This window comes from Microbacterium salitolerans (assembly GCF_019720895.1).
Taxonomy (GTDB): domain Bacteria; phylum Actinomycetota; class Actinomycetes; order Actinomycetales; family Microbacteriaceae; genus Microbacterium.
Window position 1 is genome coordinate 245,434 of sequence record NZ_JAHKSH010000001.1, and the last position, 13,159, is coordinate 258,592.

Genomic DNA, 13,159 nt, shown 5'->3' on the forward strand with positions numbered 1-13,159 from the left:
TCGCATGAGTGCCGACGCGTTCACCGTGCATCGCGGGCTGCTGTTCACGATCGCCTACGAGATCCTCGGATCCGCGTCCGACGCCGAGGACGTCGTGCAGGAGTCGTGGATCCGGTGGAACGACGTGGACGAGGGATCCGTGCGCGACGTGCGCGCCTACCTCGCGCGGATCGTGACCCGACAGGCCCTGAATCGCCTGCGCACCGTGAGCCGGCGCCGCGAGGAGTACGTCGGCCCGTGGCTTCCCGAGCCGATGCTGACCACGGGCGATGTCGCCGACGACGCCGTGCTCGCGGAGAGCGTGTCGACCGCGATGATGCTCGTGCTCGAGACGCTCGGCCCGCTCGAGCGGGCCGTGTTCGTGCTTCGCGAGGTGTTCGCGTTCGAGTACGACGAGATCGCCGATGCGGTCGACCGCAGCGCCGACGCCGTGCGGCAGATCGCCCACCGCGCGCGCAACCATGTCGCGGCGCGGCGCCCCCGCGTCGAGGTGACGGCGGAGGAGTCGGCCGCTGCCGTCGAGCGCTTCCGCGTCGCCGCGTCGACGGGCGACGTCCAGGCGCTCGTCGACGTGCTCGCGCCCGACGTCGTCTTCCTGGCCGACGGCGGCGGCCGGGTCACCGCCGCGCGGCGCCCGGTCGTCGGGATCGACCGCGCGCTGCGCTTCCTCCAGGGGCTTCTCGCGCAGTACCCCGACATCCGGCTTGAGCCGGCCGTCATCGGCGGCGGCCCCGGCCTGCGGGTCATGGACGGCGATGCCCTCGACGGCGCGCTGTCGTTCGCGTTCGACGGCCCCCGGATCCAGGCGGCGTACTACGTGCGCAATCCCGACAAGCTCTCGGCGCTCGCGGATCCGGTGCGGCTCGCGCGGTAGGCCGAAGGGGCGGATCCGCCGCGCACTGCGTAGGAGATCTGCGTTCGCAGAGGAGCCTGTCCGTGCGAATCCGCCTCGTCCAAACGCAGGCGACGCCGGACGTGACGGGTCGACTCGACCTCCGCCAACGCGAAGGGAAACGTCTAGCGGGCCGTCCATGGGCGCACGGCGATCGAGCGGCGGCTGGCCGCGGATCCCGCGACGGACAGGGGATGGTGGGCGCCCTCGTGACCGAGGACGACCGGCGGGGTGGCGAGTTGGTCGAACCCCTCGTCGAGGATTTCGATATCAGTGGCACAAATGCCCGCCGACTCGATCCTGACCAGCACCTCGTCCTCGCGAATCTCGCCGACGTCGAGGTCTTCCAGACTGATGGTCTTTGCCGCGCGCATCACCGCGGCATGGGTGGCAGTCATGGTCGCTTCTTTCCGACGTCGGAGCGCGAGGATCAGGGCTGGTCGGTGGGGCGGATGACGATCTCGTTCACCGCGACCCGGCGGGGGTTCGTCACGATGAACACGGCGGCGTCAGCGATGTCCTCGGCGTGCAGCGCCTCGACCTCACCAAACATCGAGGTGAAGCCTTCGGCGGCACCTTCCTTCTGGTCGAACAGCTCGCTCTCGGTGCGGCCCGGCTCGATGACTGAGAAACGGAGGTTACGGGTGGTGTACTCCTGACGCCATGCCTCGGTGGCCGAGGTTACGGCGAACTTCGTCGCGGTGTAGACGGCGACGCCGCCCGCGGCGACCCGGCCCGACACAGACGAGATGTTGACGACGTCGGCCACTGTGCGGGAGCTGCTCTGTGCGGCTTCGAGCAGGTGTGGGAGTGCGGCTTTGGTGACGTAGAGCAGACCACGGAGGTTGATGTCGACCATCCGGTCCCACTCCTCCAAGGGGGACTCGTCGGAGGGGCCGTTGAGCATGGTGCCAGCGGCGTTGACGAGGGTGTCGAGGCGGCCGAGTTCGGTCACGACCCGTTCGATCGCGGTGTGGGCGGAGTCCGCGTCGGTGAGGTCGGCGCCGATGACCAGCGCGGTGCCGCCGTCTGCCCGGACCTCAGTGGCGAGCTCCTGGAGGCGGTCTTCGCGGCGCGCGATGAGGGCGACGGTGGCGCCAGCGGCGGACAATCGACGGGCGGTCGCACGGCCGATGCCGCTGGATGCGCCGGTGATGACCGCGACGGTCCCGTTCAGGTTCTCAGACATGGTTGGTTTCCTTCGGTAGTCGAGATGAGCGCGTGCCTAACAAGCTGAACATCCCCGACCGGTGACCGTGTCGGTCTAGCCCGCACTGGTCGACCTGGCACCACGAGTACCTGCTAGAACAGTGAACCGGCTGTGCCCGGGAGGAGAATGGTGGTGTGACCGAATCTCACGACCTGCGCGAGTTCCTGATGTCACGTCGCGCCCAGATCGACCCGGCGTCGACGGGGCTTCCCGAGTCCGCGACCGCCCGCCGTAGGAAAGGTCTGCGTAGGGAAGAGGTGGCCGCTTTGGCCGGCGTGAGTGTCGACTACTACGCCCGACTTGAGCAAGGCCGGATCGGTAACGTCTCCGACCAGATCCTCACCGCGATCGAAGATGTCCTCGAGCTCTCCCCGCTCGAACGCGATCATCTGCGCGCTCTGGTGCGCACTGAACCGGCGCGGGCCCGAAAGAAGGCGCCGCCAGCCACGCGAGTGCGAGGCGGTCTGCGGGATCTGATCGCAGCGATGGACCCCATCCCGGTGATCCTGCAAGGGCCGCGGATGGAGGTTCTGGCGTGGAACCGCGCCGCAGCAATTTTGCTCTCCGACTTCGCCGCCATGTCACCTTCGGATCGCAATATCGCCCGTTGGCTCTTCCTCGACTCCTCCACGCGCACGAAATACCCAGACTGGGAAGAAGTTGCCGCGCCGACCGTCGCAGCGCTCCGCGCCGCGCGCGACCCCCGCCGTCCAGATGAGGCGTTGGAACGGCTCGTCGGCGAGCTGTCCGTCGCTTCGGAGGACTTCGCCCGGTTCTGGGCCAACTACAGGCTGTTCAAGCACGGTCACGGCGCTAAGCGCATCTTCCACGAGACCGTAGGCACAATGACTCTCAACTACGAGACGCTCGATGTCCCCGACTCCGGCGGACAGTTCCTCTCCGTCTACACCGCCGACGTGGGATCGCCCTCGGCCGAGAAGCTACAGATCCTTCTGAGTTGGAATGAGCCCGCACCTATTGCGCAAGGACAGGAGGCCAGCGCTCCACGGGCCGTTGACGAGCGCTGAGTGGCATATGCCGTAAACGGTCGTCTACGGCGCGCACCTCGGCGCTGTTCGTCGATTGCGCGACACGCCGACTCGTAGTCGATCGAAACCCCCTGCCGAAACTGAAGCGCGCCGAAACTGATGCCATGCCGTTCTCGGCCTGGGAGTGAACATCGGGTATGCCGCGTCTCGACACGTGAGCAGACCCCGGACGCACAAGACTCCGAGCTGCGCGAGGCCGGATGTTCGCGCATATTGGTCGGCCACGAGGTCTCGAGCCGCATCGCTGATCGACCCACGTGGTTGAGGCGCCTCGACCACATGCGCCCTGGTGACACGCTCGTGATCCGCGCGCTCGACCGCATCGCCGGATCCGAGATGCTGGCGATTCAAACACTCCATGATCGGAGCGAACGGGGCATCGCCGTCAGCAGCCAGTCGCCGATGCGGCGTTGAACGTAGCTCCATCGACACCCATAGGTCGCGCGATGCTGAGCATGATGGCGACCATCGTGCAGCTACGCGTCTGAATCCGAACGGGGCCGACGACGGTGCACGCCGCGCAAGAGGCCCCAGTTGCCCTCGACACCGCGGCATTGTCCGCTCACAAACTGACGCATGAGTCCGGAGCAATTCGTGGGACCGATGTCGCGAGAGGTCAGTCACTGAGGCATCGAGATGTAGCGCGTGTCGCTCCCCGTGATCTCGAAGGCGTGGCGGGCACGCGGACGCACACTCAGAGCCAGCGCGAACAGGCCGCCTGGCGGAGTGACGACGTGGACAAAGAGCCCACCCGCACGCAGCGCACACCGGCTGAGGCAGAGGAACGTGCGGAACGTGGCGTCGAGACCCGCCGCGTCAGAAAGCGAACCCGGGGATGCGAACGCTGATCGGCAAACCGAGCCCAATTACCCTGAATCAGAACCTCGCCCTCGCGACCTGCCACGCGTTGCCGCCTGTTCCGAGGGCAATGCGTGCATCCGAAGCATCTGCGGAAGGCGCCCGTCGACACGAAACGGCCCGAGATATCCATGACCCCGAACACACCGCAGACTCCCGCAATGTCGCCCTCCGAGCTCCCGGTCGAGGCAGCTCTGGGCCGTGCGTCAGGGGGACGGCGGGCCGAAGCCGATGAGCTTCTCGCCTTGTTCGGTGACGTCACCCGTCAGCAGCCCACGGTGTGGGCGGGGCGCATCATCGGGTACGGCGAGTACGAATACCGCTACGACAGCGGCCGCACCGGGCGGGCTCCGGAGCTTGCCTTTGCGACGGGCGCACGGGAGCACACCCTGTACCTCGTGAACGACGCCTCCACGCGATGGCCGGACGTCTTCGATCGGCTCGGCAAGCATCGCGCCAGCAGGGCCTGCGTCTACCTCACCCGGCTCACCGGGGTGGATCGTGGAGCACTGCGTGAGCTGCTGGAGCTGTCGCTGGCCGAGACACGGAGGACTCAGGCCCCGTGACGCTGGTGCATCATCGTGACGAAGCGAGAGGGTGCACGTCAGCGGGATGATCGGCGAAGAGTCGTCCTCACGTCGTTCCGGCACCTCGCGTGCTTCGGGCGGTGCCGCTCACGCGGGAGTCACGGGGATCCAGTACCGACGGAACACCACACCTCGGCTGTCGGTGCGCATGTCGTCGAGCACCCCTCCTTGTCCGACGATAGTGCGCGCTGATGCCTCGTTGCCGTCCACGCAGCACACGAGCACGCGCGGGTACGCACGTTCACGGGCGAGTTCGATGGTCTGGCCGAGCGCCCAGTTCGCGAGGCCCCGCCGCCGCGCGGACGGGCGCACGCCGTAGCCGATGTGGCCGCCGAAGTTCTCGAGGTAGTCGGTGAGGTCATGCCGGAACGAGATCGCGCCGAGGTAGGTGTCGTCCTCCACGATCCATCGGTACGTGCAGGTGACGTGGCCCGGGGTGCGGGGCGTGTGCTCCTGTGCGTTGAGCGAATCGACCCAGCGCGCGAAGCCATCCGCGGGGAGGATGTCGTCTGCCGCGTCGTGCAGGCCGGTTCCGTCCTGCATCGCTCCCGCCCACTCGCTGTGGGAGTCGATGAACGAGCCATGGAAACGCGCATCGGGCGCGACAAGACGGGGCATGCGGACACGATACGCGCGCCCCGCCTCACCGCGCGAAGCCCTACCGCTTCATCATGCGGACGGACCCGGTCCAGGCGGCCGGCTTCGCGATCCAGTCGTCGCGGCGGGCAGCGCGCCATCCGATGACCATGAGCACGACGGTGGCGGCGAAGATCCAGAATCCGGTCCAGCTCACCTCGTCGGTGCCGGCGTACATGTGCCCGAGGTTGCGCAGCGCGCCCGTCGCGAAGACGAGCCCGACGTGCGTGATCACGAACGCGACGAAGAAGAGCATGGTGGGGAAGTGGATGCGCTTCGCCGTGTGCTCGGAGAACCACGACCACTTCTGCGGCCAGAAGGCGCTGAGGCGGTACCCGGTGACGGCCGCGAGGGGTGCGGCGACGAACACGATCGCGCAGTAGCTCAGCTGCTGCAGGGCGTTGTAGTTCACCCAGCTGTCCTCGGTGGGCCAGTCGAGCGAGACGTACTGGACGAGCGTCGACAGGGCGTTCGGAAACACCTCCCAGCTCGTCGGCACGATGCGGACCCAGTGCCCGGAGGCGAACAGCAGCACGACGAACACGAGGCCGTTCGCGAGCCACAGCACGTCGACGGCGAGGTGCCCCCACAGGGCGAGCGACATGCGGCGCTTCTTGACGCGGTTCGACGTCCACAGTCCGCCCGCGCGCTTCTCGGTGCGCACGCGGATCCCCGTGCGGATGATCAGCACGAGGAAGAAGGCGTTGAGGAAGTGGGTCCACGAGACGAACGCGGGGATCCCCTCCGCGGTGTCCGCGGGGAGCGGCGCGGCACCCGGGAATCGCGTGACGAACGCCTCGAGCGGATCCGTCGAGAGCAGCCCGCGTACCACGAACACCGTGCACCACGCGGCGAGGACGAGCGCGGCGACCCCGAACAGTCCCAGGAAGACCTGGATCCATGTGGGGCGGGGTCGCGTTTCTGTCACTCGGACATTCTTACCGGAGCGGTCGAGCGAACGGCGGGAACTGTGACCCGGTGTGACGCGTGTGCGCCACGGGCGGGTCCGGCCCGGGGTCGTCGCCCGCAGACATTTCGTCCGTTTCGGTTACGGATCGATCACCGAGGTGGCACGCTGGAGGTAGGGCGATTCGATGCCCGGCCACGTGTCGCAACGCCGCGACAGGGAGAGGAAGCTGATCGATGCGGATCATCGTTCTGGTCAAGGAGGTCCCGGACACCTACGGCGCACGCACCCTGAACCTCGAGACGGGGCTCGCGGAGCGCGGGGCGTCCGAGCCCGTGCTCGACGAGATCGGCGAGCGCTCCGTCGAGCTGGCGCTCACGCTGGCGGCGGAGGTGGACGATGCCGAGGTCGCCGTGATGTCGATGTCGCCGGAGTCGGCGGTGACGCGGATCCGCAAGAGCCTCGCGATGGGCGCCGACCGTGCCGTGCACATCGCCGACGAGGGTCTCAGGGGGGCCGACCTCACGCTCACGGCCGAGGTGCTGGCCGCCGCGATCCGCCGCGAGGCCTTCGACCTCGTCGTCGCCGGCGACCAGTCGACCGATGGGGTGGGCGGCGTGATCCCGGCGATGCTCGCCGAGCACCTGGGTGCCCCGCATCTGACGAGCCTCGACGAGGTCGCCCTCACGGCGGACGAGGTGTCGGGCACGCGCACGACCGACGGCGGCTCGCTGGCGCTGTCCGCGCCTCTGCCCGCGGTGATCTCGATCACGGAGGCGCTCCCCGACGCGCGCTTCCCGAATGTGAAGGGCATCATGGCGGCCAAGAAGAAGCCCTTCGACACCTGGACGCTCGCAGACCTCGACATCGCCGCCGACGACCTGTCGGCGCCGCGCTCGATCATGACGGCGGTAGCAGAGCGGCCGCCGCGCGTCGCGGGCGTGAAGATCGTCGACGACGGCGACGGCGGCACGAAGCTCGCCGAGTACCTGACGTCGAACAAGCTGGTGCGAGGAGCGGGACGATGAGCGAGTTCGCGTCGGATTCCCTCCTGGTCCTCCTCGAGGTCTCGCCCGGGGGCGAGCTGTCCGCGAGCGCCGGGGAGCTGCTGTCGGGCGCCGCCGCTGTGGGCACGCCCGTCGGCCTGATCGTCGCCGCTCCCGGCGACGGGAGCGGCCTCGCGGAGCGCGCCGCGCAGCTCGGCGCCGCACGCACCGTCGTCGTCGAGAGCGACCGTGTCGCGTCCGAGCTCGTCGCTCCGGTGGTCGATGCGCTCGTCGCGGCCGCCGAGCTCGTCGACCCCGACGCCGTGCTCGCGGCCCACTCCGTCGACGGCCGCGACATCGCCGCGCGCTTCGCCGTGCGCGCGCGCCGGGCGGTCGCCGTCGACGCGGTCTCCCTCTCGCGTGACGACATGGGCGTCGTCGCCCATCACTCCGTGTACGGCGGGGCGTTCACGTCCGCGTCGTCATCGACCTTCGCCGCCCCCGTCATCACGGTGCGCCAGGGGGCCATCGACGTCACGGCCGCGCCGCAGCCCGTCGTCGTGGACCGGCTCGACCTCGCACCGTCCGAGCTCCGCGGTGCGACGATCGTCGATGTCCATCAGGTCGAGACGACGTCCGAGCGTCCCGACCTGCGCGGCGCGAAGGTCGTCGTGTCCGGCGGACGTGGGCTCGGATCCGCTGAGCAGTTCGCGCTCGTCGAGCAGCTCGCCGACCGTCTCGGCGCGGCCGTCGGCGCCTCGCGCGCCGCCGTCGACGCCGGGTACGTCCCGCACGCGCACCAGGTCGGGCAGACGGGCGTGCAGGTGTCGCCCGACCTGTACATCGCGCTCGGCATCTCCGGGGCGATCCAGCACCGCGCCGGCATGCAGACCGCGGGGACGATCGTCGCGATCAACAAGGACGGCGAGGCGCCCATCTTCGACATCGCCGACTACGGCGTCGTGGGCGACGTCTTCCGGGTCGTGCCGCAGCTGCTCGAGGCGCTCGGGGAGCGCAGGTGAGGATCCGCCAGGGGCTGCCGCGCGTGCCGGGCGGGGATCCGTGGCCTCCGCTGCCGGGCGAAGCGGACGGGGAGGCTGCCGTCGTCGCGACGGACATCCCGCCGAAGGAGCACGCGACGGCCGCACCGGCGCAGCCTGTCGCGGCGGGTGCCGTGCCGAGAAGAGGGGCCGACGTCACCGCTGCGACGGCGACGTCCAGCCCGGACGCGGGCAGCGCGGCATCGGGCGCATCCGCGGGGGCGCCGGCCGGGAGCGGGATCCCGCTGCGTCGCGGACTGCCGCGCGTGCCGGGCGGGGATCCCTGGCCGCTCGCAGAGTTCGCCCCCGCGGATGCGCCCCCGTCCGCGGAAGCCGCCCGCGTCGTGACGGACGCGCCCGTGTCCGATCCCGCCGCGAGTTCCGAAGCAGCTGTCGAGGCCGCACCGCTGCGCGGCCGGCAGGTCGTCTTCCCCGGCGCCGCGGCGCGCAACCGCGGCAACTGGACCGCGGAGGATCCCGTCCGCTGGCCGCGCGTGATCGGGGGTCTGCTGGGCGCCGCGGCACTCGTGATCCTCGGTGCGATCGCCGTGTTCGTCGTGCGCGGGATCCTCTCCACGACCGTCGGGCAGGGCTTCCTCGAGGCCTATCCCGGCGAGTATCCCCTGCCCGAGGGGACGGAGGCGGGATTCCCGCCCTGGGTGAGCTGGGCGCACTTCTTCAACGCGTTCCTGATCGTGCTGATCATCCGCTCGGGCCTCCAGGTGCGCCACCAGGCGAAGCCTCCGGCGCACTGGTCTCCAAGGTGGCGACTCGACCGCAAGATCAGCATCACCCTGTGGTTCCATCAGTCGCTCGACGTCCTCTGGATCCTCAACGGCGTCGCCTTCGTCATCCTGCTGTTCCTCACCGGGCACTGGGCGCGCATCGTGCCCACCAGCTGGGACGTGTTCCCCAACGCCCTCTCGGCGGCCCTGCAGTACGTCTCGCTGGACTGGCCGGTCGAGAACGGCTGGGTGAACTACAACTCGCTGCAGCAGCTGACGTACTTCGCGGTTGTGTTCCTCGCCGCGCCGCTGGCGGCGATCACGGGCGTGCGGATGAGCGGCATCTGGCCGCAGAAGGCGGCGGCGCTGAACCGCGTGTATCCGGTCGAGCTGGCGCGTGCGATCCACCTCCCGGTGATGTTCTTCTTCGTGGCGTTCATCATCGGGCACGTGGCGCTCGTGTTCGCCACCGGGGCACTGCGGAACCTCAACCACATGTACGCGGGCCAGGACGTGGTGAACTGGGTGGGGTTCGGCGTCTTCGCGGTCTCGATCGCGGTGATCGTCATCGCGTGGATTGCGGCTCGCCCGCTGGTCCTCGCGCCGATCGCCCGGCTCTTCGGGTCCGTGAGCTCGCGCTGAGACCACGACCACGATCACGACCACGTAAGGAAGGCCGACGATGACGTCTGTGTGGAACGAGAAGATCTTCTCCGATGGCTGGCGCGCGGGATCCGGGGATCCGATCGCCGTGGTGGCTCCCGGGTCCGGCACCCGGCTCGGGGCCGTCGGCGCTGCGACGCCCGACGACCTCGATCGCGCGGTCGCCTCGGCGACAGCGGCTCAGCGCGAGTGGGCCGCCGCGCCCTACGCGGCGCGCGCCGGCGTCATGCTGAAGGCGGCGCAGCTGCTCGAGCAGGATCCCGAGCGGCTCGCGGGCGTCCTCGTCCCCGAAGCCGGGTCCGGGCAGGGCAAGGCGGCCTTCGAGGTCGGCCTCGTCACGAGCGAGCTGCAGGAGGCCGCTGCCGTCGCGAGCCACCCCTACGGCGAGATGCTGCGCAGCGTGAAGAAGCGCACGTCGATCGCCCGGCGTGTGCCGCTCGGCGTCGTCGGCGTGATCTCGCCGTTCAACTTCCCGGCGATCCTGTCGATGCGCTCCGTCGCGCCGGCGCTCGCGCTCGGCAACGCCGTGATCCTCAAGCCGGACCCCCGCACCTCCGTCTCGGGTGGGCTCGCGCTCGCGCAGCTCCTCGAGGAGGCAGGCCTTCCCGAGGGCGTCCTGCACGTCCTGCCCGGTGGCGGCGAGCTCGGCGGCGCGCTCGTCGCGCACCCGGGTGTTCCCTGCATCTCGTTCACCGGATCCACGGCCGCGGGCCGGAAGATCGGCGAGGCCGCCGCGCCGCTCCTCAAGCGCGTGCACCTCGAGCTCGGCGGCAACAACGCGCAGCTCGTGCTGCCCGACGCCGACGTCCGAGCCGCCGCGACGGTCGGCGCGTGGGGCTCTTTCCTCCACCAGGGCCAGATCTGCATGACGACGGGGCGGCACCTCGTGCCGCGCGCGCTCGCCGACGAGTACGCGGCGGCGCTCGCCGAGAAGGCCGCGGGCATCCCCGTCGGAGATCCGGCCGAGGGCGCGCCGCTCGGCCCGATCATCGACGAGCATCAGCTCGACCGCGTCGCGGGTGTCGTCGACAGGGCGATCGAGAGCGGCGCGACGCTGGCCGCGGGCGGCGGGCACGACGGGCTCTACTACCGCCCGACGGTGCTCACCGATGTCGCGACCGACAACCCGGCGTGGACCGAGGAGATCTTCGGCCCCGTCGCCCCGATCCACGTCTACGACGACGTCGACGAGGCGATCGACATCATCAACGCGAGTGAGTACGGGCTGTCGGTCTCGATCCTCACCTCGAACCCCTACGCGGCATACGAGCTGTGCGACCGGATCGAGTCGGGCGCCGTGCACATCAACGACGCGACGGTCGACGACGAGGCCGTCGTCCCCTTCGGCGGCGTGAAGGCGTCGGGCGTCGGCGGGCGCTTCGGCGGCCCGCAGGCCAGCATCGACACGTTCACCGAGACGCAGTGGATCACGATGCAGAGCCGGATCCAGCAGTACCCGTTCTGACGGGGCGAGACCCCGCCCCGCGTGGACGGGTCGGGGTCTCGCGCCGCGCGGCCTACGCGCGGCGGGTGCGGGCGACGAGGCCCGCGGCGACCAGTGCGGCGCCGAGGAGCGCGATGCCCCAGGCGGCCTCGCCGCCCGTCGCAGCGAGTTCGTCGTCCTCCGCGTCGTCGGGGGCCGGTGCGGGCTCGGGCGATGCCGAGGGTTCCTCGCTGGGCTCCTCCGTCGGGGCCTCAGTGGGCCCGGGCGTCGGCTCCGCCGTCGGGGCGGGCTCCGGCGTCGGGTCCGGGGTGGGCGTCGGCTCAGGGGTGGCGGTCGGCTCGGGGGTCGGCGCGGGCGTGGGCTCCGCGACCGGTGCGCCGTCGAGCTCGTAGAGGGTGGTGGATCCCGTCACCTCGTTGCCGACGACGATCATCGGCACGCCCGAGGGCGACGCGTCGGCCGGGATGAAGTCGAGCCCCTCGGGACCCAGGTCGCCGACCTGGCTGACGAGTGCGGCGAGCTCCTCCGCGCTCGCGCCGCTCTCCTCGAGCGCCTCGTACTCGTCGCCGAGGTTCGTGTCGAACTCGCGGTTGCTGAGGAACTCGACATACGACGGCGCCGCGGGGTCGGTGATGTCGTACACGACGACGCCCGACAGGCGCTCGAACCCGATGAACGCGTACGTGCGGCCGTCGACCTCGCCGATGGTGAGATTCTCCGGCTCGACGCCCTTCGCGTCGCTGCGGTTCTCGAGCTCGTTGTTGTCGTGGCCCGAGTTGAAGACGAGGTCCGTCGACTCGCTGAGGCGCGCCGTCAGCTCCTCGAACTCCGAGCCCGAATCGAACACGCGCTCGCCGCTCGTCGTGTAGATGGAGAACGAGCGCGCACCGTAGGCGTAGAGCTCGCTGTAGCAGCCCTGCTGCTCGTCGAAGCCCATCGCCGTCGAGACTTCGAGGCGGCCGAGCGCCGCGTCGTCCTCGTAGGCGGCGAGGTTCTCGCACAGCGGGCCCTGCGAGGCCGGCGCCTCCTCCGGATCCGCCAGGTCCTTCACGCGCGCCGGCTCGACGTAGTCGCCCCACTCGCGCGCATCGCCCTCGTTCGCGGTGACGAGGTACGTCTCGCCGCCCACCTCGTACGACTGGATCCCGTCGGGCATCGGCATGCCGTACAGGCCCGGGTAGGTGGCCAGGTTGATCTCGGGGGCGTCCTCCGGGTCGCGATCCGACGGATCCAGCGCCACCTCGCCCCAGTTCTGGAAGCCGAGGCCCCACACGTCGGTGACCTCGGCGGTCGCGAGGTCGACCGTCGCGACGGCGTTCGCCTCCTGCAGGACGGCGTACGCCGTGCCGCCGACGACCGAGATGTACTCGGGCTCCCAGTTCGTCGACCGGGGGAGCTCCTCGTTCCGGATCGGACCGAACGCGTCGCGCACGCTGTCGTCGAGCTCGACGCCCTCGAACGCGTGGAAGTCCGCGATCCGCATGTCGTCCTGCGCGGGCGCGGCGACGCCTGCCGGAAGCGCGACGACGCCGATGGATCCCTCCGGGTCGCTCGAGAAGTCGTCGGCGGGCTCGCCCTCGTTCGCGACGACCGCGTACGCGCCGTCGGGCGAGAATGTGACCATGTCGGGCAGGGATCCCGCCTCGACGGTTCCGAGCACGGCCGGCTCGTCCGCGTTCGCATCGAAGAACAGCAGGGATCCGGGAGCCGTCTTGTCGTCGGCGTTCTCGAGCGCGACGACGCCGAGGCCGTCGTCGCGCACGGCGACCGAGTTCGCGACGCCGTCGCCCGCGATCCGGAACAGCTCGGTCATGGCCGTCGGATCGGACATGTCGAGCACCGACACGGATCCTGCGGCCGCGTTCACCGAGAACAGCCGGTCGCCGTGGGCCTGGACGATCTCGCTCGCGCCCTCGTCGTAGATCCCCGTCTCGAAGGTGCCGGTCACCGTCAGGTCGAACGGGGCGTCGTCGACGGCGTCGTAGATGGGGTCGATGTCGCCCGGCTGCGCCGCGAATGCGACGGCGGGCGAGAGGACGAGCGCGCAGGCGGCACCCGTCGCAGTGAGAAAGCGGGGGATTCGGGACATGCCCTCCGGTCTAGGGGGCGGAGGTGGTCTGCGGGTGAACTCAGCGTGAACTCGTGGGGCTGTGCCGTGCGAC

General features: G+C 70.1%; 13 protein-coding genes. 8 read left to right on the forward strand and 5 right to left on the reverse strand.

Annotation, left to right across the window (positions count from 1 at the left end):
• Positions 1-4 precede the first annotated feature (4 nt).
• Positions 5-874 (forward strand): RNA polymerase sigma-70 factor, encoded by an 870-nt coding sequence (locus KOL93_RS01135; protein WP_221583464.1) that lies wholly within the window; start codon positions 5-7, stop codon positions 872-874.
• 143 nt (positions 875-1,017) lie between these two features.
• Here KOL93_RS01135 and KOL93_RS01140 read toward each other — a convergent pair whose 3' ends face one another.
• Together KOL93_RS01140 and KOL93_RS01145 are read right to left on the reverse strand one after the other, a co-directional pair.
• Positions 1,018-1,290 (reverse strand): alcohol dehydrogenase catalytic domain-containing protein, encoded by a 273-nt coding sequence (locus tag KOL93_RS01140; protein WP_221583465.1) that lies wholly within the window; start codon positions 1,288-1,290, stop codon positions 1,018-1,020.
• A gap of 32 nt (positions 1,291-1,322) precedes the next feature.
• Positions 1,323-2,081, reverse strand: a complete 759-nt coding sequence (locus tag KOL93_RS01145) for an SDR family NAD(P)-dependent oxidoreductase (RefSeq protein ID WP_221583466.1) — start codon at positions 2,079-2,081, stop codon at positions 1,323-1,325.
• A gap of 155 nt (positions 2,082-2,236) precedes the next feature.
• On the opposite strand from KOL93_RS01145, the gene KOL93_RS01150 reads away from it, so the two are divergent.
• The 3 genes from KOL93_RS01150 to KOL93_RS01160 all read left to right on the forward strand — a co-directional run bounded on the left by KOL93_RS01150 (position 2,237) and on the right by KOL93_RS01160 (position 4,575).
• Positions 2,237-3,130, forward strand: coding sequence for a helix-turn-helix transcriptional regulator (locus tag KOL93_RS01150; RefSeq protein WP_221583467.1), 894 nt, complete (start codon positions 2,237-2,239; stop codon positions 3,128-3,130).
• A gap of 120 nt (positions 3,131-3,250) precedes the next feature.
• Entirely contained in the window at positions 3,251-3,565 is a 315-nt protein-coding gene (locus KOL93_RS16415) for a recombinase family protein (protein WP_221583468.1), read from the forward strand.
• 605 nt (positions 3,566-4,170) lie between these two features.
• Entirely contained in the window at positions 4,171-4,575 is a 405-nt protein-coding gene (locus KOL93_RS01160; protein WP_260405827.1) for a DUF1801 domain-containing protein, read from the forward strand.
• Between the two features lie 108 nt (positions 4,576-4,683).
• On the opposite strand, the gene KOL93_RS01165 is transcribed toward KOL93_RS01160, so the two are convergent.
• Together KOL93_RS01165 and KOL93_RS01170 are read right to left on the reverse strand one after the other, a co-directional pair.
• Complete coding sequence (locus KOL93_RS01165) at positions 4,684-5,214, reverse strand: GNAT family N-acetyltransferase (RefSeq protein WP_221583470.1); 531 nt, start codon at positions 5,212-5,214, stop codon at positions 4,684-4,686.
• 40 nt (positions 5,215-5,254) lie between these two features.
• Positions 5,255-6,160, reverse strand: a complete 906-nt coding sequence (locus tag KOL93_RS01170; RefSeq protein ID WP_308291503.1) for a cytochrome b/b6 domain-containing protein — start codon at positions 6,158-6,160, stop codon at positions 5,255-5,257.
• A 215-nt stretch (positions 6,161-6,375) separates the two neighbouring features.
• Here KOL93_RS01170 and KOL93_RS01175 point away from each other — a divergent pair, with 215 nt between their 5' ends.
• From KOL93_RS01175 to KOL93_RS01190, 4 genes are read left to right on the forward strand one after another with little or no spacing between them, the layout of a single operon-like run.
• Positions 6,376-7,167 (forward strand): electron transfer flavoprotein subunit beta/FixA family protein, encoded by a 792-nt coding sequence (locus tag KOL93_RS01175; protein ID WP_221583471.1) that lies wholly within the window; start codon positions 6,376-6,378, stop codon positions 7,165-7,167.
• Positions 7,164-8,147: an electron transfer flavoprotein subunit alpha/FixB family protein gene (locus KOL93_RS01180; protein ID WP_221583472.1), complete on the forward strand. Its 984-nt coding sequence runs from the start codon at positions 7,164-7,166 to the stop codon at positions 8,145-8,147. Before KOL93_RS01175 ends, KOL93_RS01180 begins: the two co-directional genes overlap by 4 nt.
• Entirely contained in the window at positions 8,144-9,532 is a 1,389-nt protein-coding gene (locus KOL93_RS01185; RefSeq protein ID WP_221583473.1) for a cytochrome b/b6 domain-containing protein, read from the forward strand. The genes KOL93_RS01180 and KOL93_RS01185 overlap by 4 nt, the downstream gene beginning before the upstream one ends.
• 40 nt (positions 9,533-9,572) lie before the next feature.
• Positions 9,573-11,018: an aldehyde dehydrogenase family protein gene (locus tag KOL93_RS01190; RefSeq protein WP_221583474.1), complete on the forward strand. Its 1,446-nt coding sequence runs from the start codon at positions 9,573-9,575 to the stop codon at positions 11,016-11,018.
• A 52-nt stretch (positions 11,019-11,070) separates the two neighbouring features.
• On the opposite strand, the gene KOL93_RS01195 is transcribed toward KOL93_RS01190, so the two are convergent.
• The gene (locus tag KOL93_RS01195; RefSeq protein WP_221583475.1) at positions 11,071-13,086 is read right to left on the reverse strand and encodes a choice-of-anchor I family protein; all 2,016 of its coding nucleotides are present in this window, start codon (positions 13,084-13,086) and stop codon (positions 11,071-11,073) included.
• Positions 13,087-13,159: the final 73 nt, after the last annotated feature.

Coding starts and splice junctions, on each gene's coding strand:
- KOL93_RS01135 (WP_221583464.1), top strand. CDS start 5: ATGAGTGCCGACGCGTTCACCGTGCATCGCGGGCTGCTGTTCACGATC.
- KOL93_RS01140 (WP_221583465.1), bottom strand. CDS start 1,290: ATGACTGCCACCCATGCCGCGGTGATGCGCGCGGCAAAGACCATCAGT.
- KOL93_RS01145 (WP_221583466.1), bottom strand. CDS start 2,081: ATGTCTGAGAACCTGAACGGGACCGTCGCGGTCATCACCGGCGCATCC.
- KOL93_RS16415 (WP_221583468.1), top strand. CDS start 3,251: ATGCCATGCCGTTCTCGGCCTGGGAGTGAACATCGGGTATGCCGCGTC.
- KOL93_RS01160 (WP_260405827.1), top strand. CDS start 4,171: ATGTCGCCCTCCGAGCTCCCGGTCGAGGCAGCTCTGGGCCGTGCGTCA.
- KOL93_RS01165 (WP_221583470.1), bottom strand. CDS start 5,214: ATGCCCCGTCTTGTCGCGCCCGATGCGCGTTTCCATGGCTCGTTCATC.
- KOL93_RS01175 (WP_221583471.1), top strand. CDS start 6,376: ATGCGGATCATCGTTCTGGTCAAGGAGGTCCCGGACACCTACGGCGCA.
- KOL93_RS01180 (WP_221583472.1), top strand. CDS start 7,164: ATGAGCGAGTTCGCGTCGGATTCCCTCCTGGTCCTCCTCGAGGTCTCG.
- KOL93_RS01190 (WP_221583474.1), top strand. CDS start 9,573: ATGACGTCTGTGTGGAACGAGAAGATCTTCTCCGATGGCTGGCGCGCG.
- KOL93_RS01195 (WP_221583475.1), bottom strand. CDS start 13,086: ATGTCCCGAATCCCCCGCTTTCTCACTGCGACGGGTGCCGCCTGCGCG.